This is a genomic window from Serratia sp. BNK-17, assembly GCF_048684935.1.
Lineage (GTDB): Bacteria > Pseudomonadota > Gammaproteobacteria > Enterobacterales > Enterobacteriaceae > Serratia > Serratia nematodiphila.
This window is the reverse complement of sequence record NZ_JBLQTR010000001.1, coordinates 3,501,305-3,520,258: the sequence shown is the minus strand read 5'-3', so window position 1 is coordinate 3,520,258 and position 18,954 is coordinate 3,501,305. Positions and strand designations below refer to the sequence as shown.

General features: G+C 61.8%; 19 protein-coding genes. 10 read left to right on the top strand and 9 right to left on the bottom strand.

Annotated features, from left to right (window positions below; all coding sequences use genetic code 11):
- Positions 1-36 precede the first annotated feature (36 nt).
- The 5 genes from ACMGF7_RS16660 to ACMGF7_RS16640 all read right to left on the bottom strand — a co-directional run bounded on the left by ACMGF7_RS16660 (position 37) and on the right by ACMGF7_RS16640 (position 4,930).
- The gene (locus ACMGF7_RS16660) at positions 37-1,434 is read right to left on the bottom strand and encodes an amino acid permease (protein ID WP_021505795.1); all 1,398 of its coding nucleotides are present in this window, start codon (positions 1,432-1,434) and stop codon (positions 37-39) included.
- A 20-nt stretch (positions 1,435-1,454) separates the two neighbouring features.
- A complete protein-coding gene (locus ACMGF7_RS16655; protein ID WP_420286531.1) occupies positions 1,455-2,642 on the bottom strand; it encodes an aromatic amino acid transaminase in 1,188 nt (395 codons plus the stop codon).
- A gap of 58 nt (positions 2,643-2,700) precedes the next feature.
- The gene (locus ACMGF7_RS16650; RefSeq protein WP_021505797.1) at positions 2,701-3,072 is read right to left on the bottom strand and encodes a RidA family protein; all 372 of its coding nucleotides are present in this window, start codon (positions 3,070-3,072) and stop codon (positions 2,701-2,703) included.
- A 1-nt stretch (position 3,073) separates the two neighbouring features.
- On the bottom strand, positions 3,074-3,871 hold the full coding sequence (locus ACMGF7_RS16645; protein ID WP_197763440.1) for an alpha/beta hydrolase: 798 nt from the start codon (positions 3,869-3,871) through the stop codon (positions 3,074-3,076).
- Between the two features lie 147 nt (positions 3,872-4,018).
- A complete protein-coding gene (locus tag ACMGF7_RS16640; RefSeq protein WP_164095701.1) occupies positions 4,019-4,930 on the bottom strand; it encodes a LysR family transcriptional regulator in 912 nt (303 codons plus the stop codon).
- A gap of 98 nt (positions 4,931-5,028) precedes the next feature.
- Here ACMGF7_RS16640 and ACMGF7_RS16635 point away from each other — a divergent pair, with 98 nt between their 5' ends.
- Positions 5,029-5,646 (top strand): glutathione S-transferase family protein, encoded by a 618-nt coding sequence (locus tag ACMGF7_RS16635; RefSeq protein WP_049240733.1) that lies wholly within the window; start codon positions 5,029-5,031, stop codon positions 5,644-5,646.
- Between the two features lie 4 nt (positions 5,647-5,650).
- Complete coding sequence (locus ACMGF7_RS16630) at positions 5,651-6,565, top strand: pyridoxamine 5'-phosphate oxidase family protein (RefSeq protein WP_420286530.1); 915 nt, start codon at positions 5,651-5,653, stop codon at positions 6,563-6,565.
- A 37-nt stretch (positions 6,566-6,602) separates the two neighbouring features.
- Here the strand turns inward: ACMGF7_RS16630 and ACMGF7_RS16625 are convergent, their stop codons facing one another.
- Positions 6,603-6,818, bottom strand: coding sequence for a glycogen synthase (locus tag ACMGF7_RS16625; protein ID WP_004935234.1), 216 nt, complete (start codon positions 6,816-6,818; stop codon positions 6,603-6,605).
- A 211-nt stretch (positions 6,819-7,029) separates the two neighbouring features.
- On the opposite strand from ACMGF7_RS16625, the gene gabD reads away from it, so the two are divergent.
- The 3 genes from gabD (at position 7,030) to ACMGF7_RS16610 (ending at position 9,400) form a co-directional block, all read left to right on the top strand.
- Complete coding sequence (gabD, locus tag ACMGF7_RS16620; RefSeq protein WP_015378365.1) at positions 7,030-8,505, top strand: NADP-dependent succinate-semialdehyde dehydrogenase; 1,476 nt, start codon at positions 7,030-7,032, stop codon at positions 8,503-8,505.
- Positions 8,506-8,595: 90 nt separating this feature from the next.
- The gene (locus ACMGF7_RS16615; protein ID WP_016927177.1) at positions 8,596-9,009 is read left to right on the top strand and encodes a GyrI-like domain-containing protein; all 414 of its coding nucleotides are present in this window, start codon (positions 8,596-8,598) and stop codon (positions 9,007-9,009) included.
- 22 nt (positions 9,010-9,031) lie between these two features.
- Positions 9,032-9,400, top strand: coding sequence for a glyoxalase/bleomycin resistance/extradiol dioxygenase family protein (locus ACMGF7_RS16610; RefSeq protein ID WP_025159860.1), 369 nt, complete (start codon positions 9,032-9,034; stop codon positions 9,398-9,400).
- 6 nt (positions 9,401-9,406) lie between these two features.
- On the opposite strand, the gene ACMGF7_RS16605 is transcribed toward ACMGF7_RS16610, so the two are convergent.
- Positions 9,407-9,802: a cupin domain-containing protein gene (locus ACMGF7_RS16605; protein ID WP_197763438.1), complete on the bottom strand. Its 396-nt coding sequence runs from the start codon at positions 9,800-9,802 to the stop codon at positions 9,407-9,409.
- A 173-nt stretch (positions 9,803-9,975) separates the two neighbouring features.
- Between ACMGF7_RS16605 and ACMGF7_RS16600 the strand changes: the two genes are divergently transcribed.
- Positions 9,976-10,869, top strand: a complete 894-nt coding sequence (locus ACMGF7_RS16600; protein WP_016927175.1) for a LysR family transcriptional regulator — start codon at positions 9,976-9,978, stop codon at positions 10,867-10,869.
- Here ACMGF7_RS16600 and ACMGF7_RS16595 read toward each other — a convergent pair.
- Positions 10,866-11,855, bottom strand: a complete 990-nt coding sequence (locus tag ACMGF7_RS16595) for an aldo/keto reductase (protein WP_197763437.1) — start codon at positions 11,853-11,855, stop codon at positions 10,866-10,868. The two genes, ACMGF7_RS16600 and ACMGF7_RS16595, sit on opposite strands and share 4 nt — an antisense overlap.
- Before the next feature lie 305 nt (positions 11,856-12,160).
- On the opposite strand from ACMGF7_RS16595, the gene pqqU reads away from it, so the two are divergent.
- The 4 genes from pqqU (at position 12,161) to ACMGF7_RS16575 (ending at position 17,407) form a co-directional block, all read left to right on the top strand.
- Positions 12,161-14,299 carry a TonB-dependent receptor PqqU gene (gene pqqU / locus ACMGF7_RS16590; protein ID WP_197799728.1) on the top strand — a complete coding sequence of 713 codons (2,139 nt, stop codon included), beginning with the start codon at positions 12,161-12,163 and terminating at the stop codon, positions 14,297-14,299.
- Between the two features lie 147 nt (positions 14,300-14,446).
- A complete protein-coding gene (locus ACMGF7_RS16585; RefSeq protein ID WP_044030922.1) occupies positions 14,447-16,819 on the top strand; it encodes a glucose/quinate/shikimate family membrane-bound PQQ-dependent dehydrogenase in 2,373 nt (790 codons plus the stop codon).
- Positions 16,820-17,045: 226 nt separating this feature from the next.
- Positions 17,046-17,231 carry a hypothetical protein gene (locus tag ACMGF7_RS16580; protein ID WP_049240746.1) on the top strand — a complete coding sequence of 62 codons (186 nt, stop codon included), beginning with the start codon at positions 17,046-17,048 and terminating at the stop codon, positions 17,229-17,231.
- Entirely contained in the window at positions 17,228-17,407 is a 180-nt protein-coding gene (locus ACMGF7_RS16575) for a hypothetical protein (protein ID WP_015378373.1), read from the top strand. Before ACMGF7_RS16580 ends, ACMGF7_RS16575 begins: the two co-directional genes overlap by 4 nt.
- Before the next feature lie 30 nt (positions 17,408-17,437).
- Here ACMGF7_RS16575 and ACMGF7_RS16570 read toward each other — a convergent pair whose 3' ends face one another.
- Positions 17,438-18,871 carry an EmmdR/YeeO family multidrug/toxin efflux MATE transporter gene (locus ACMGF7_RS16570; protein ID WP_004935263.1) on the bottom strand — a complete coding sequence of 478 codons (1,434 nt, stop codon included), beginning with the start codon at positions 18,869-18,871 and terminating at the stop codon, positions 17,438-17,440.
- Between the last annotated feature and the right edge of the window lie 83 nt (positions 18,872-18,954).

The window sequence follows — 18,954 nt, the reverse complement described above, 5'->3', positions numbered from 1 at the left end:
CCCCAGGGCTGAGGTGCGCCTCAGCCCCTTCCCGCATTACTCCACTTCCGGCGCCTTGAGCGGCGACGGCGCAGCCGCGCGGCGGCTCTGGAAGTGATAAGCCACCACCAGCAGCAGAGTGAACGGAATACCGAACCACAGCGTCATGCGGAAGAATTCGGTAAACGCCGTCGAGATCATTAGCGCCGTCATCAGCCCGGCGCCCAGCAAGGTGGTATAGGGGAACCCCCACATGCGGAACTTCAGGTGAGTCTGCCGATGCCGGCGGCGGAAAAACAGGTGGGTGACAAAAATCATCAGCCAGGTAAAACAGGCGCCATACACCGAAATAGACATCATGGCGGCGAACGAGGTTTCCGGCGCCACCAGGCTCAGGACGATGGACACCACGATGCCGATGCACGACATCGCCAGCGCATTGACCGGAATGCCGCGCCGGCTGACGCGCCCCAGCGCCGCCGGCGCTTGCCCGGCGCGCGACAGCGAGAACATCATGCGGGTGGTGATGTACAGCTGGCTGTTCATCGCCGACAGCGCCGCCACCAGCACGATAAAGTTGAAAATACCGGCGGCGGCGGGCAAATGGATCACGTTCATCGCCATCAGGAACGGGCTTTCGCCGGTGCCGGACTGCCGCCAGGGCACGATGGCCAACATTAGGGCAATCGACAGCATGTAGAAGATGAACAGCCGCACGATGGTGCCCTTGAACGCCGCCTTCACCGCAATCACCGGATTTTTCGCCTCGCCGGCGGCCACCGCGATCATCTCAATGCTCAGGTAGCTGAAGATGGACACGATCACCGCAAACCACATGCCCTTGACGCCAAACGGCATAAAGCCGCCGGCGGTCAGGTTGCGCAGGCCATAGGCCGGGTTGCCCGAGAACGCCAGAATGCCGATGCCGATCAGAATAAACGCCACGATCGCCGTTACTTTGACGGTGGACAGCGCGTATTCCACCTGGCCGAACGACTTCACGCCGATCACGTTAACGACGATCACCGCCGCCGAGAACAGCAGCACCCACGGCCAGGTCGGCGTCGCCGGGAACCAGAACTGCATGTACATGCCGATGGCGGTGACTTCGGTGCCCACCGCCAGCACCACGCAGGACCAATAAGAATAACGCACCAGAAAACCGAACAGCGGGCCGAGATAGAATTCGGCGTAGTCGCCGAACGAGCCGGGCGTCGGGTGTTCGGAGGTCATTTCCGCCAGGCTGCCCATCAGCAGCAGCGCAATGACGCCGCCGATCAGGTAGCTCAGCAATACCGACGGCCCCGCCATCTGAATGGCGTAGGCGCTGCCGAGAAACAGCCCGGTGCCGATGGCGCCGCCAATCGCCAGCATCGACATCTGCCCGGCGGTAAGATGCTTGTTCAACCCACCCTGACGGCGGGCGATATGCTCAAAATCATTCATCTGTGGCATGGCTGGGTTCCCGAGCGGAGTTAGGCGGTGCGAGTGACGTCGAGGATCGCGGCGGTCACATAGTCGATGTTGCCGGGGTTAAGCCCCGGCAGACACATGCGGCCGGGCGAGACCAGATAGATGGCGTAGCGCTGCCGCAGGGTCTGCAGTTGCGCTTCGTTCAGGCCGGTATAGCTGAACATGCCGCGCTGATCGCGTATGCGCCGGTGATCCAGCGAAGAGCCGCCCTGCGCCAGCCCGGCGGCCAGCTGTTCACGCATTTGCTTGATGCGCGAGCGCATTTCCGCCAGCTCATTGCGCCAAAGCTCGCCGAGTTCGGCGTCGCCGAGCAGGGTTTCCACAATCTGGCTGCCGTGCGTCGGCGGGCAGGAGTAGCTGCGGCGGATCAGCGTTTTTAACGCCCCTTTGACGTTGGCGGCATTTTCCGCGTCGGCGCAGCGCACCGACAGCGCGCCCAGACGCTGGCCGTACAGCGCGACGTTTTTGGAAAACGAGTTGCAGACCAAAAACGGCAGATCGGTTTTCAGCGCTTCGCGCAATGCAAAGCAGTCCTCCTCCAGCCCATCGCCGAAGCCCTGATAGGCGATGTCGAACAGCGGCAGCAGGTTACGCCGCTGCAGCACGGCGAGCGTGGCGCGCCACTGCTCCGCCGTCAGATCGGTGCCGGTCGGGTTATGGCAGCAAGGATGCAGCAGGACTACGCTGCCGGGCGGCAGGCTGTCCAATGCGTCGAGCATGGCGGCGAAACGCAGGCCGCCCGCCGCTTCATCAAAGTAGGGATAGGTATTCACCCGCAGCCCGGCGCCTTCGAAAATCGCCCAGTGATTGGCCCAGGTGGGATCGGACACCCAAATTTCACCGCGCGCCAGAAAGTGGCGCAAAAAATCCGCCGCCAGCTTCAATGCGCCGGAACCGCCGACGGTCTGCACCGTGGCGATCTCGGCCGCCTGTTGCTCACCGAACAGCAGCGACTGCACCTGGCGAGCGAACTGCGGCGAACCTTCGATCGGCGGATAACCGTGCGGGCAACGCAGCGCCAGCAGCCGCTGCTCGGCGGCCTCAACCGCCTGCATCAGCGGAATATTCCCCTGTCGGTCGTAATACAGCCCAATGCCTAAATTCACTTTTTCCGGATTGGGATCCTGCAAATAGGCTTCCATCAGCGACATAATAGGATCGGCGGCGGAAGGTGCAATCTGTTTAAACATGACGCATCCTTAACTCGTTATTGAATTAATATGAAGGTTGACTTAAGAAGAAATTAAATCAGGCGATGGCGCTGACGGTAATTTCTATTTTCATTCCCGGCACCACCAATTTTTCGACGATGACCGTGGAGCGATTGGGATAAGGATAATTAAAGTATTTCCGGTAAATATCATCGAGACATTTAACGTCGTTGACGTCGGTGAGATACACGATCACCTGCAGCACCTTATCGCTGTGGCTGCCCGCCGCCTTCAGCGTCTGCGCCAGATTATCGAAGGTCAGCGTAATCTGTCGCTCCGGCGCGCCGGTGTCGATGCTGCCGTCCGCCCGCACCGGGCCGTGAGCGGTAAACAGCATGCCGCCGCCCCGGGTGGCCCAGGAAAAAGGCTGGCCGATCTCCGGCAGCCCGGTCTCTACGATCTCGCGCATGTCAGTGGTTCCCGTGGTGGTTAAGTTGGTGAAGCAGCGCGCCGTCGGCGGCGAACAACGCATCCAGAATGGTAAAATGATTGGCGCCGGGCACCGCGACCAGATCGGCCGGCAGCCCGCGTTGGCGCAGCGCCGCATGATAGTGTTGCGACTGGCCTCTCAGTTCCGGCAGTTCCAATGCGCCGTAATACAGCGTAAGCGGTTTGCCGCGCGTCGGCAGGCGGCGTGCCGGGCTGAGCGTTTCAATTTGCCGCGCGCTCAGCTGCAGCGCCCGATTAACATAGCTTTGTTGCAACGGCGCCAGCTCGAACAGGCCGCTGATGGGAAAGACAGCATCCACCAACGCATGCTGCTGCCAGAACGCCGCCAGCTGCCCGCCGGCGGAATGGCCGCACAGATAAACCGGATGGGCATAGTGCGGCGGCAGGCGGCGCTGAATGGCATCCAGCGCCATCCCGATCTGTCGGCATATTTCGTCGAGATCCACCGCCGGCGCCAGCGCATATTCCACCAACACCACGTCAAAACCCAACGCCAGCGGCCCGGCGGCGATAAAGGCGAAATCCGCCTTATCGCAGAATTGCCAATAGCCGCCGTGAATAAAAATTAACGTCCCCTGATGCCGCTTTGCAGAATAGAGCCAATCAAATGTTTCTCGTTCGCCGTTGCCATAAGCAATATTATTTTCATGGCGCGTCTGTTTATAAACAGCCGCGCTGCGAGTTTGAAATGAAGTCAAAATAGCCGCTTCATTATCCACCGTGGCGCCGTTATCATAACTCCCCGTAAGTGGTTTCATATATTAAACTTCGTTTATTATTTAAAATGTAAATTAACTATTAGCACCGGCAAAATTATTGTCAAGACGGGCGCATCAGCAATGCGCGCCCGGTAAAATAAAACCTGATGAATAATGAAAAAGTTTAACCCATGAAACTTTTTGCGCTTATTTCCCCCGCCCGTCCGGCTGAATTTGCGGCAAGGCGCTGAGCCGTTCAAATGCATAATCCCAAAAGGCGCGCACCTTCAGCGGCATGTGCTGCGCCTGCTGCGCCACCAGCTGTACCGGCATCGGCAACGGCTCATGATCCGTCAACAGCCGCACCAGCGTACCGGCGGCCAAATCGTCCGCCACCTGATACGAGAGCAACCGGGTGACGCCCTTGCCGGCGCGCACCGCCAGCAGTTGCGCTTCCACGTCGTTGAGCAACAGCCGGGGAGTCAATCGCACGCGCTCGCCGTTTTCCTGCGGGCCGAAGCGCCATTCGCGCAGCGACGGCCGCTGGGTGCCGACGATGGTGGCATGCTCCGCCAGCTGCGCCGGCGATCGCGGTTCACCGCAGCGCGCCAGGTAATCCGGGCTGGCGACCGTCACCCGGCTGACCTGCCCCAGCCGCCGCGCCACGCGGGAAGAATCCTGCAGATGACCGATGCGCACCGCGATATCCAACCCTTCGTCAATCAGGTCGAGATTGCGATCGTTCAACACCATTTCGATCTGCATCTGCGGGTAGTCATCGAGAAACGCCATCACCACCGGCGCCACGTAGCGGCGGCCGAACTGCACCGGCGAAGTAACGCGCAGCAAGCCGCTCAGCTGTGCTTCGGCGGTATCCTGCACCACCGCCTGATAATCCTGCAGCAGCTGTTGCGCACGCTCCAATAGCCGCGCGCCCGCTTCGGTAGGCGCCAGCCGCCGGGTCGTGCGCTCCACCAATCGGGTGCCGAAACGCTGTTCCAATGCGGCGATCGCCCGGGTGACCGCCGGCGCCGAACGCCGCAGCTTGCGCCCGGCCGCCGCCAGGCTGCCCTGCTGCACCACCGCCACGAAGATGGCCAACTCGTCTAGCCGATCCATAGATTCTTCCGAAAAGTGAAATTATCAATTTCCACATTGCCGGATTTCGCTCGTTCAACGCAAGAGTATGCTGACAAAAAGCACTGAGGAGAAACGCCATGTCCACCATCACACTCTACGGCACCCCGCTTTCCGGCCACGTTCATCGCGTGGCGTTGCTGCTGCGCATGCTGGCGCTGCCCTATGCATGGGTCGAAGCCTCAACGGACGTACGGCAGAGCGCAGCCTTTCGCCGGCTGAACCCGTTAGGCCAGATCCCGGTCTTGCAGGATGGCGATCTGACGCTGGCCGACAGCAACGCCATTCTGGTCTATCTGGTGAAGCGCTATGCGCCGGACAGCCACTGGCTGCCGGAACAGCCGGCGGCGGCGGCGCGAGTGCAGGCCTGGCTTTCCAAAGCCGCCGGTGAAGTCCGCTACGGCCCGGCGGCCTGCCGACTGATCGCCCAATTCGCCGTGCCGGAGGATTATCAGACGGCGCGGGCGGTCAGCGATCGTTTCCTGCCGCAGATGGAACAGCACCTGAGCGAACGCGACTACCTGGCCAGCGAACACCCGACCATCGCCGATCTGGCCTGCCACAGCTACGTGGCGGTCGCGGCCGAAGGCGGCATTTCGCTGTCGCCTTACCCTGCGATACGTCGCTGGGCGGCGCGCATCGCTGCACTGCCCGGCTTCTTTGCCATGCCGGCCCTGCCGGAACCGGCGGGGAGCTGACGCCATGATCCCGCAACTGTTCCATCCCGATGAGCTGCGCGCGCAGACGCTGGCCGGGTTTGGCGGCGTAGGCGGTGGCATCTACCCTGCGATGCCGGATCAGCACCGCGCGTTTTTCGCCGCGCTGCCCTACCTGTTCGTCGCCACGCTGGATGAACAAGGCTGGCCGATCGCCACCCTGTTCACCGGCCCGCCCAGATTTTTACGCACGCCGGACGACACGCACCTGCGTATCAGCGCACCGCGTCGCAGCGACGATCCCGCCCAGGCGCTGTTGCTGCCCGGCAAACCGGTCGGCGCGCTCGGGCTGGATTTCAGCAACCGGCGGCGCAACCGCGCCAACGGCACCGTCGGCCGCACCGACAAAAACCGGGTGGAGATCGTCGTTCAGCAAAGCTTCGGTAACTGCCCGCAGTACATTCAGCGCCGCGAACTCTACCCGGTGGACAGCCGGCCACAGCCGGTTGAGCATTTAGCCTCGCTGGATGCGGCGGCGCAGGCGCTGATCCGCACCGCGGATACCAGCTTCGTTGCCAGCTGCGCGCACCTGGCACTGGCGCAGGGCGGCGTCGATATTTCCCATCGCGGCGGCCGCCCCGGCTTTATCCACCTGGAAGGTGACACGCTGTGGATGCCGGACTTTCGCGGTAACCGCTATATGAACACGCTGGGCAATCTGCTGGCCGAACCGCGGGCGGCGCTGCTGCTCATCGATTTTGAACGCGGTGACGTGCTGCATCTGCAGGGGGAAACGCAGATCCTCTGGCAAGCGGAGGGGCATCCCGGCGTTGAAGGCGCAGAACGCTATTGGCGGTTTGACGTGCGCCGCGCCTGGCGTTTTACGGCGGCGTTGCCGTGGCGGGGGCGTAATCTGGAGTATTCGCCGGCGACGCTCGCGACCGGGGTGTGGCAGCGCTGAAATGAAAAGCCCCGCTGCGGCGGGGCTGGTTCGGAAATTACAGGCTGTGTTCGGCCGCCGATGCGGCCTGATAAAGCTGACGAAAATAATTCAACCGCGCAAAGAACAGGCGGCTTTGCTGCTCCGACATATTGCCGGCCACCTGCCCGGCGTCAATCTGCCGCCCTTGCCATTCCATCAGAGCGATGCTCGACGCCAAAAAATCCATTTCGCTGCCGTAGGCCGCGAGATGTCTGTCCACTGATTTCATCATTCGCACACTCCTTTTAATTACATCGAAAAGGGTCATATGCCTGCTCTTTTAGTATCGGCCCGGCAAAGGATATTTTTTGTACAGAAGGTGCGCATAAAGAAAACCACCATCTTGTTGCCGCGTGGGCAAACGGCGGCGGCAAAATTTGCTAGGGTAAAGAGTAGCCGTATGGGATAGACCACTCTGTTGAACTCAGCAAAGGAAGAGACTCATGAGCACCAGTATCTGCGCTACCCTCAAGGATCCCACGCTGTTCCGCGAGGCCAACTACATCGACGGGCAATGGTTGCCGGCCCAGGAAGGCCGTTCGATCGCCATTCATAATCCCGCCAACGGCGAACGGATCGGCCACGTACCGGCCTTCGGCGCCGAAGAAACCGCACGCGCCATCGCCGCCGCCAAAAAAGCGCTGCCCGCCTGGCGCGCGTTGACCGCCAAAGAGCGCGCCGGCAAGCTGCGCCGGCTGTTTGAATTGATGATGGAAAATCAGGAAGATCTGGCGCGCATCATGACGGCGGAACAGGGCAAACCGCTGGCCGAAAGCCGCGGTGAAATCGCCTATGCCGCCTCCTTTATCGAATGGTTCGCCGAGGAAGGCAAACGGGTGTATGGCGACACCATTCCACAGCCCCAGGCCGGTCGCCGCATCATCGTGCAAAAAGAGCCGATCGGCGTGTTCGCCGCCATCACCCCGTGGAACTTCCCGGCGGCGATGATCACCCGCAAAGCCGGCCCCGGCTGGGCCGCAGGCTGCACCGGGGTGATCCGCCCCGCCAGCCAGACCCCGTTCTCGGCGCTGGCGATCGCCGTGCTGGCGGAGCGCGCCGGGCTGCCCGCCGGGGTATGCAACGTGATAACAGGCCCCAGCAAAGGCATCGGCGGCGAACTCACCGCCAACCCGGACGTGCGTAAACTCTCCTTCACCGGCAGCACCGAAGTCGGTGCGCAGCTGCTGGCCCAGTGTGCGCCCACCATCAAGAAAACCAGCATGGAGCTGGGCGGCAACGCGCCGTTTATCGTGTTTGACGACGCCGATCTGGACGCCGCCGTGGCCGGCGCGGTCGCCTCGAAATACCGCAACGCCGGCCAGACCTGCGTCTGCACCAACCGTTTTCTGGTGCAGGACGGCGTATACGATGCTTTCGCCGCCAAACTGAAAGCCGCCGTCGCCAAGCTGAAAGTCGGCAACGGCCTGGATGACGGCGTCACCATCGGCCCGTTGATTAACCCGGACGCGGTGGAAAAAGTGCGCGAGCATATCGCCGACGCCGTCGAGCACGGCGCCTCGGTGCTGCTGGGGGGCAAGCCTGACGCGCTGGGCGGCAATTTCTTCACCCCGACCATCCTGACCGATGTGCCGCGCACGGCGAAAATCTTCCGCGAGGAGACGTTCGGCCCGGTGGCGCCCCTGATCCGCTTCAGCCAGGAGGCCGACGCCGTCGAACTGGCCAACGACACGCCGTTCGGCCTGGCCGCTTACTTCTACAGCCGCGACATCGGCCGAGTGATGCGCGTGGCCGAAGCGCTGGAGTACGGCATTGTCGGCATCAACGAAGGGTTGATTTCCACCGAGGTGGCGCCGTTCGGCGGCATGAAACACTCCGGTTTGGGCCGCGAAGGATCGAAGTACGGCATCGAGGACTATCTCGAAATCAAATACCTATGCCTTGGCGGCGTGGATGCCTGATGCGTTCGGCCCCCGCACCTGCGGGGGTTCTGTCTGGCGTTTGCTATCTTTAGGTTAGGCATCTTTGTGCGGTTAAAAGGGATTGTCTCTATGCGGCCCATCTCGGTACATCTGCCCGGCTTTTACGTCGCCGGCCAAACAGTCAGAACCACCAACCAGAACGAAACCCAAGCCGAAACGGCAAAGATTCCCGCGCTGTGGTCGGATTTTTTCGCTACCTCACCCGCCCTGCCGGTATACGGGGTCTATTCCAATTACGCTTCCGACGCCAGCGGGCCGTTTGACGTCACCGCCGGCAGTGAGGCACAGAGCGGTTTACACATCCAACCCGGCCGCTATCTGGTCTTCCCCGCCCGTGGCGCGATGCCGGCGGCGGTCATCGCAAGCTGGCAGCGCATCTGGGCCTACTTCGAACAACACCCTGAGATCGAACGCCGCTTCCTGACCGACTTCGAAGCCTATACCGGCCCCGACGCGGTCGATATCCACATCGGCTGCCGCTAACGCGACAATGAGGTCAACGATGATCGCCTTCTCGCCCGCCATTCCGATCCTGCGTATCTTTTCGGTCGACAAGGCCAAAGAGTTTTACCTGGATTTTCTCGGTTTCACGCTGGAATGGGAGCACCGTTTCAGCGAAGACCTGCCGCTGTACATGCAGATTGCCCGCGCCGGGCTGACGCTGCACCTGAGCGAACACTACGGCGACAGCACGCCCGGCGCCGCCATTTTCATTCCGATGCAGGACATCGATGCGCTGCACCGGGAGCTCACGGCCAAAAACTACCGCTATGCACGGCCGGGCCTGGAGATTGTCGATTGGGGCAAGGAACTGAACCTCACCGATCCGTTCGGCAACCGCCTGCGGTTCTGCGAACAGAACCGCAGGTCCTGAGCGCCGTTATTGCCGGTACTCCGCCTCGCTGACCGGCTCCAGCCAGGTCACCGGAGTGCCGTCCAGCGCTTCGGCGATGGCGATATGAGTTATGGCGGTGTCCGGCGTCGCACCGTGCCAGTGTTTGACGCCAGCCGGGATCCAGACGATATCGCCGGGGTGCATTTCCTGCGTGGCCTCGCCCCACATCTGGATCCAACCGCGTCCCTGAGTGACGATCAGCGTCTGGCCGAGCGGATGCGTATGCCAGGCCGTGCGGGCGCCGGGCTCAAAGGTGACGGTTGCGCCGCCCACTCTGGCCGGCGCTTCGCCGGCGAACGGCGCGTCGATGCGCACCTGCCCGGTAAAATAATCCGCCGAACCGCGCTGTGATGGGATCGAACCGCTGCGTTGTATTTTCATCTGTTTTATCCTCCGCGCCGGCTCTCACAACCGGCGCTGATAGTCATAAGTGAGTGATGCCAAGATAGCGCCATGCTTTTCCGCCGACTAGCGGGTAAAATGCGCAAGGAGCTATGAGCTAAATTCATAAATCTACGCGCGGCCGCGCCCTAACCTTGCTCTTCGGTGCCGATATGTTGAAAGAAAACGTTAACGACCTGATCGCTTTCCTGATGGTGGCCAGAGAACGCAGCTTCACCAAAGCGGCGGCGCAGCTTGGCGTTTCCCAATCGGCGCTCAGCCACGCTATACGCGGGCTGGAAGAGCGCCTGGCGCTGCGCTTGCTCACGCGCACCACCCGCAGTGTCGCCCCTACCGAGGCCGGTGAGCGGCTGCTCAACAGCATCGGTCCGCGCTTTGCGGAGATAGAAAACGCGCTGAACGCGCTGGGTGAAATGCGCGATCGCCCGGCCGGCAACATCCGCATTACCGCCGGCGAACATGCGGTGGATGCGGTGCTGTGGCCGGTGCTGCGCACTTTCCTCATCGATTACCCGGACATCAACGTGGAAATCACCGTCGACAATAGTCTGGCCGACATCGTCGTCGGGCGTTTCGACGCCGGCATCCGGCTGGGGGAACAGGTGGCGAAGGACATGATCGCGGTGCGCATCGGGCCGGACATGCGCATGGTGGCCGTCGCCTCACCCGCCTATTTCGCCCGTCACGGCCTCCCCGCCACGCCGCAGGCATTGCAAAACCACCGTTGCATCAACATGCGTTTGCCCACCCTCGGCGGGCTGTACGCCTGGGAATTTGCCCGCGATGGCCGGGAGATCAAAGTACGTGTGGAGGGGCAACTGACCTTCAACAGCCTGCGCCAGCGGATCGACGCTGCGCAGCTCGGCCTCGGTATCGCCTTTGTGCCGGAAGACAGCGTCGCCGAGCCGTTGGCCGACGGGCGGTTGCAGATGGCGCTGGACGACTGGTGCCCGCCGTTTCCCGGTTATTACCTCTATTATCCAAGCCGCAGGCAACACACCACCGCCTTTGCGCTGCTGATTGAGGCATTGCGGCGCGGGGCTTAACGCCCGACGTTTTTCTGCAGATGCGCCGGGTAACGATCGCCGATCACGTCGATAGCGGAGAGCGCGCGCTCAATCTCGCCCAGTTCGTCCGCCGCCAACACCACCGACGCCGCCGCGAGGTTCTCTTGCAGCCGATGACGCTTGGTGGTTCCCGGGATTGGCACGATCCACGGCTGCTGCGCCAGCAGCCAGGCCAGGGCGATCTGCGCCGGCGTCACGCCCTTGCGCTGCGCTATCTGCCCCAGCACGCTCACCAGCGCCTGATTGGCCCGGCGCGCTTCGGCGCTGAAGCGCGGCACCACGTTGCGAAAATCGCCGCTGTCAAAGGTGGTGTCCTCGGTGATGGCGCCGGTGAGAAAGCCCTTGCCGAGCGGGCTGAATGGCACCAGACCGATGCCCAGCGCTGCCAGCGTCGGCAAGATTTCACGCTCCGGCTCGCGCCACCATAGCGAATATTCGCTTTGCAGCGCCGTGACCGGTTGCACCGCGTGAGCTCGCCGAATGGTTTGCGCTCCGGCTTCCGACAAGCCGAAATACTTCACTTTCCCTTCGCGAATTAGTTGCTGCACCGTACCGGCCACCTCCTCGATAGGCACCTCGGGATCGACACGGTGCTGATACAGCAAATCGATCGTCTCCACCCGCAGGCGCTTCAACGAACCTTCCACCGCCTGGCGAATATGCTCCGGACGGCTGTTCAACACCTGCTGCCCCGCCGGCTGCGGCAAGTCGAAACCGAACTTGGTGGCGATGACGACCCGATCGCGCACCGGCGCCAGCGCTTCGCCCAACAATTCCTCGTTCGTGAACGGACCGTAAATCTCGGCGGTATCGAAGAACGTCACGCCTTCGTCGACCGCGGCGCGGATCAGATCGATCGCCTGCCGTTTATCGGTGGCCGGGCCGTAGCCAAAACTCAGCCCCATACAACCCAGACCCAACGCCGATACTTCCAGCCCTTCTCGCCCTAACTTGCGTGTTTGCATCTTCACTCTCCCACTGAATGATACCGGCTCCGCCTGACGCGGCGCCGCTCCGGTGTGGTGACTGTAAAAGGCGGCTGCCGCCATGACTATGGGGCAAAATACGCTTGAGCTTATGAACCAGGCTCATGAATCCGTTAACCGTTGCTGGGACCAGCGTTTTTGCGGGAACGTTCCTGCCCGAGATACTCTATACTGATGTCAGGATGCCTTACCCTTTTCGTTTAGCGTCATGTAGATGGAGCGACAGATGGCTAACTCTGAATCGACCTGCGATTCCCTTTCAATACCAGTGGCAGATTTATTCCATGACCAATAAGAAAAGCGCCGTGCTTACCCCGGCTGCAATGCTATTGCTACAACCCATGTTTGCCAGCCAGGCGCTGGCGGCAGAAAATAATGAAGAGAAAAGCGACACCCTGGTGGTGATGGCGCAACCCATCGGATTGACCGAGCTGGGATCGCCGGTGTCCGTCAGCGTGATCGACGGGCAAGACCTGCGCAACGCCGCCCCGCAGATTAACCTGTCGGAAAACCTCGGCAGCGTGCCGGGCCTGCAGCTTCAAAACCGGCAAAACTATGCGCAGGATCTGCAGCTGTCGATACGCGGGTTCGGCAGCCGATCGATGTTCGGCGTGCGCGGGGTGCGCATGTACGTCGACGGCATTCCCGCCACCATGCCCGACGGCCAGGGGCAAACCTCCAATATCGACATCAATTCCGTCGAACGCATCGAGGTGCTGCGCGGCCCCTATTCCGCTCTATATGGCAACGCCTCGGGCGGGGTAATCAATGTTGATACGATTACCGGCACCCAGCCGCCGACGCTGGAGGCCGGCGGCTATTTCGGCAGCGACAACACCTGGCGCTACGGGGTGAAAGCGACCGGCGCCACCGGCGACGGCACCCAGGCCGGCGACGTCAACTATGCTATATCGGGAACCCGCTTCACTACTCAGGGCTATCGCGATCACAGCGCCGCGCGCAAAAACCTCGGCAACGGCAAGCTCGGCGTGCGGCTGGACGACGTCAGCACCCTGACGCTGATGTTCAACAGCGTCTCGATTGACGCCGGCGATCCGGGCGGCCTGACCGAAGCGGAATGGAAGGAAAACCCGCGCCAGGCGCCGCGCGCGGATCAATACAACACCCGCAAGTCGCTCGATCAGACCCAGGCCGGCCTGCGCTATCAGCGCCAGATGAGCGAGCGCGACGAACTGACGCTGACCGCCTACCACGGCGAGCGCCACACCACACAGTACCAATCCATTCCACGCGGGCCGCAGCTCAACCCTACCCACGCCGGCGGGGTGATCGTGCTGGAAAGAAAATATCAGGGCATTGACACTCGCTGGAAGCATGAGGATACTCTCGCCTCGTTACCGGTAACACTGATCGGCGGTCTGGATTATGAAACCATGGCCGAACGCCGGCAGGGGTTTGAAAACTTTATTCTGCGAGACGGCACAGTGGACTACGGCGAGAAAGGCGACCAGCGGCGCAACGAGAAAAACCGCATCTGGAACCTGGATCCTTACCTGCAAACCTCCTGGCAACTGACGCCGCACTGGACGCTGGACGCCGGCCTGCGCTACAGCACGGTCAGCTTCGACTCGACCGACTACTACATCACGCCGCGCAACGGCGACGACAGCGGCAGCAAACGCTACCACCAGTGGCTGCCGATGGGTTCGCTCAACTATAAAATCAATCCGGCGTGGAACGTTTATCTCTCCGCCGGCCGCGGCTTTGAAACCCCGACCATCAACGAACTCTCCTACCGCCCCGACGGCCAGGCCGGCCTGAACATCGGCCTGCAGCCGTCCACCAGCGACACCGTCGAACTGGGCAGCAAACTGCGCCTCGGCAACGGCCTGGTGAGCGCCGCCCTGTTCCAGACCGATACCGACAACGAGCTGGTGGTGGCGGAAAGCAGCGGTGGGCGCACCAGCTACGCCAACGCCGGCAAAACCCGGCGGCGCGGCCTGGAGCTGGCGCTGGATCAGGAGTTTGCGCTGGACTGGCGTCTGCATATGGCCTGGACGCTGCTGGACGCCACCTACCGCAGCGATATGTGCGGCAAAGCCGTTTGTACCCCCGCCGGCAATCGCCTGCCGGGCATCGCCCGCAACATGGGCTACGCCTCGCTGGCCTATGCCCCGCCGGAAGGCTGGCACGCCGGCGCGGAGCTGCGCTACATGAGCGACATTCAGGCCAATGACGCCAACAGCGCGCAGGCTCCCGCTTACACCGTGGCCGGCGTAAACGCCGGTTATCGCTTTACCTGGAACCGCTGGGCGCTGGACGTGTTCAGCCGGGTGGACAATGTTTTCGATCGCCGATACGTCGGTTCGGTGATCGTCAACGAAGGCAACGGCCGCTACTTCGAGCCGGCGCCGGGGCGCAACTGGGGTGGCGGCGCCACCTTGTCTTATCGCTTTGAATAAGGCAAAGCACCTTAAGGTTAAAAAAAGGGATGGGTTTTACGTCACCCTAGCGGCTTCTCGCTGAAATAATAGGGAGAAACCGCGTGTTTTTTCCGATTTAGCTTAATCTCTAAATCGGGGACTTTCATTTTTGGTAAGGGTATTGCTATGCAAAATAAAGCGTCACTATCGCCGCTTATCGTCATAACGGCGCTGTTTGCCGCGCTGAGCGGGCTTTATCTGCTCGGCGGCGGCATCTGGCTGGCCAAGTTGGGCGGTTCGCTGTATTACATCATCGCCGGGCTGGTGCTGCTGGCGACCTCCTGGCTGCTGTTCCGCCGCCGCGCCACCGCGCTGCTGCTGTACGCGGTATTCCTGCTGGGCACCACCATTTGGGCCCTGTGGGAAGTGGGCCCGGACTTCTGGGCGCTGACGCCGCGCCTGGACGTCACCTTCTTCTTCGGCCTGTGGCTGGTGTTGCCGTTTATCTACCGCAAGCTGGTGGCCAACGGCAAATTCGCCTACGGCGCGCTGAGCGCGGCGCTGGCGATCACCGTCATCGCGTTGGCCTATGCCGTGTTCAACGATCCGCAAGAGATCAACGGCACGCTCGACGCCGCGCAGGTACAGCCGAAAGACGCCACCGGTGCCGACTGGCCGGCCTATGGCCGCACCCAGGAAGGCACCCGTTACTCGCCGCTGAGCCAGATCAACGACAAAAACGTTGGCCAGCTGCAAGAAGCCTGGCGTTTCCAGACCGGCGATCTGAAGACCGCCAACGATCCGGGTGAGATCACCAACGAAGTCACGCCGATCAAAATCCGCGATACCCTTTACATGTGTACGCCGCACCAGAAGCTGTTTGCGCTGGATGCCGCCACCGGTAAAGAAAAGTGGAAGTTTGATCCGCAGCTGAAATACAACCCAACTTTCCAGCACATCACCTGCCGCGGCGTGTCTTACCACGAAACCGCCGCAGCCGCAGGCGCTGCCGGCGATGCCGCACCGGCGATGTGCGCACGCCGCATCATTCTGCCGGTCAACGACGGCCGTCTGTTCGCGCTGGACGCCGAAACCGGCAAACCATGCCCGGACTTCGCCAACAACGGTGAGCTGAACCTGCAGAGCAATATGCCGTATGCGACGCCGGGCCACTACGAGCCGACCTCGCCGCCGGTGATCACCGATAAAGTGATCGTCATCGCCGGCGCCGTGACCGACAACTACTCCAACCGCGAGCCTTCCGGCGTGATCCGCGGCTTCGACATCAACAGCGGCAAGCTGCTGTGGGCCTTCGATCCGGGCGCGAAGGATCCGAACGCCATCCCGGCGGACGAGCACCACTTCGTGCCTAACTCGCCGAACTCCTGGGCGCCTGCCGCCTATGACGCCAAGCTGGATATCGTTTACCTGCCGATGGGCGTTTCCACTCCGGACATCTGGGGCGGCGATCGCACCCCGGAAATGGAACGCTACGCCAGCGGCCTGCTGGCGCTGAACGCCTCCACCGGCAAACTGGCCTGGTTCTATCAGACGGTCCACCATGACCTGTGGGATATGGACGTGCCGGCGCAGCCGACCCTGGCGGACATTACCGACAAGAGCGGTAAAAAAGTGCCGGTGATCTATGTGCCGACCAAAACCGGCAACATCTTCGTGCTGAACCGCACCAACGGCGAACTGGTGGTGCCGGCGCCGGAGAAACCGGTACCGCAGGGCCCGGCCAAAGGCGATCGCCTGTCGCCGACCCAGCCGTTCTCCGAGTTGACCTTCCGTCCTGAGAAGAAACTGACCGGCGCCGACATGTGGGGCGCGACCATCTATGATCAGCTGGTCTGCCGCGTGATGTTCCACAGCCTGCGTTATGAAGGCACCTTCACCCCGCCTTCCGAGCAGGGCACGCTGGTGTTCCCGGGTAACCTGGGCATGTTCGAATGGGGCGGCCTGGCCGTCGATACCGATCGCGAAATCGCCATCGCCAACCCGATCGCGCTGCCGTTCGTCTCCAAACTGATCCCGCGCGGCCCAGGCAACCCGATTGAGCCGCCGGAAGGCGACAAAGGCGGCAGCGGCACCGAGTCCGGCGTACAGCCGCAGTATGGCGTGCCGTTCGGCGTTACCCTGAACCCGTTCCTGTCGCCGTTCGGCCTGCCGTGCAAACAGCCGGCCTGGGGTTACATTTCCGCCGTGGATCTGAAAACCAACGACATCGTGTGGAAAAAACGCATCGGCACCGTGCGCGACAGCTCACCGCTGCCGTTGCCGTTCAAAATGGGCATGCCAATGCTGGGCGGCCCGGTGACCACCGCCGGTAACGTGTTCTTCATCGGCGCCACCGCAGACAACTACCTGCGCGCCTTCAGCGTGACCAACGGTGAAAAACTGTGGGAAGCGCGCTTGCCGGCCGGCGGCCAGGCGACGCCGATGACCTATGAGGTCAACGGCAAGCAGTACGTGCTGATCTACGCCGGCGGCCACGGTTCCTTCGGCACCAAGCTGGGCGACTACGTGGTCGCTTACGCTCTGCCCGATCAGAAGTAACCACCGCCGTTAGTACCCCGCAAAGCACGCCGCAAGGCGTGCTTTTTCTTTTCCCGCCCGCCGGCTGTCCCCTCGCAATACCCTTAATTTTTTCACTCGCATTATTGATAATGGTTATCATTCGCAATATTATACCTCTGCGGCCCCGGCAGAGGCTGCGATCCTCTCCAGTTTATATGGGCAATACAACGATCGGCCGCCTTCGGGCGGCCCTATTCGGAGGCGCATGGTCGACCATACTCGGAAGCATCGAAAGAAGATCCTGCAAGCGGCGGTGAAGACACGGCGTGCCGGTCTGCCGTTCACGGCGGACTCCCCAGCCACCCCGCCCTTTATTGGTTTGCCGCATCAGCCGAAGGCGGTGCTGGTGCATCTGGTCGGCCATGATAGCGCACAGGAGGAACATGAATGAATCTGCAGCCCTTTACCGCCATGTTGATGTTCGCCTATGTGCTGCTGATGGTGCCGCTGCTCTACGTCATCGACAGCCGCCTGAGCGCCAGCAAGCTGGTGCGCAAAGCCACGCAAAACCTCATCATCATCGCGTTGACGCTGCTGTTCTTCAGCGCGATGACGCTTTTATACTGAGGCCATCTCGCCGGTGCCCCGCGGCCGACGTTACCCGGCCTCCCGGCGTTTGGCCCGCGGATATTTCCACAGCCAGCGCCCGCTGACCATGCGCCAGTAGAACAAGGCGCCGCGCACCGCCCAATCGAGGAACATCCCCAACCAGACACCCACCACGCCCATGCCCAGTTCGATACCCAGCGCGTAGCCCGCCACCACGCGGCAGCCCCACATGCCAAGCATCGTCACCCACATGGCGAAGCGGGCGTCGCGCGCGCCTTTCAGCCCGGCGGGCAACACCCAGGAAGCGGCCCAGATCGGCATAAAGGCGGCGTTGAGCCAAATCAGGGTTTTCACCACCGTTTTCACGTCATCCTGCGAGGTATAAAACGCGGCGAATACCCCAGCCAACGGCGCCGTGCCCCAGGCGATAGCGGTCAACCCGAGGGTAGACAGCCAGAAAATATGGCGCAGCTGCCGTTCCGCCTGACCGATCTCGCCTTTGCCTAGCCGCCGGCCAACGATGATAGTCGAAGCCGAGCCCAGCGCGTTGCCCGGCAAATTGATCAACGAAGCGATGGAGAAGGCGATAAAGTTACCGGCGATCACGTTGGTGCCCATGCCGGCGACGAACATCTGCGTCAACAGTTTGCCGCCGTTGAACAGCACCGACTCGACGCTGGCGGGAATGCCGATCCCCAGCACTTCCCACAGGATGCTCATCTTCAGCGGCGTGAAATAGCTTTTCAGCGTGATGTGCAGCGCCGGATTAAAACCGATCGCCAGTACATAGAGGATGGCGATGGCGCCGATATAGCGGGAAATCGTCAGCCCCAGCCCGGCGCCGACGAACCCCAACCCGTGCCAGCCAAGCATGCCGTAAATCAGGATGCTGCTGATGATGATATTGAGGATATTCATGCCGCCATTGATAAGCAGCGGGATCTTGGTGTTGCCTGCGCCGCGCAGGGCGCCGCTGCCGATCAGCGCAATCGCCGCCGCCGGGTAGCTCCACACCGTGGTTTGCAGGTAAGAGAGCGCCAGCGCTTTCACCTCAGGCGAGGCCGCGCCGGCGATCACATCAATGATCGGTTCGCCCGCCAGGTGAATGCCCGCCGCCAACAGCAGCGCCACGCCGGTCATCAGCACCAGCGACTGACGCGCCGCCGCCCGCGCCCGCCGGCGATCGCGCTTGCCGAGGCTGAAGGCCACCACCACGGTGGTGCCGAGATCCACCGCGGCAAAAAAGGCGATAATCACCATGTTGAAGCTGTCCGCCAGCCCCACCCCGGCCATCGCCTCTTTGCCGAGCCAACTCACCAGAAAGGTGCTCAGCACCCCCATCAACAGAACGCAGGCGTTCTCCAGAAAAATCGGCACCGCCAGCGGCGTGATTTCGCGCCAGAACAGCACGCGGTAGCTTTTCCGTTTGGCGTACCAGGGCGTATTTTCCACGCGCTGACGCAGTGCGGCATACAGGTTCAAGGTGGGCTCGATGGATAAAAGTGAAACATCATTTCAAATGATGAGCGATAAATCGTTATCCTGCAAAGAATTTTTGGGCGCCC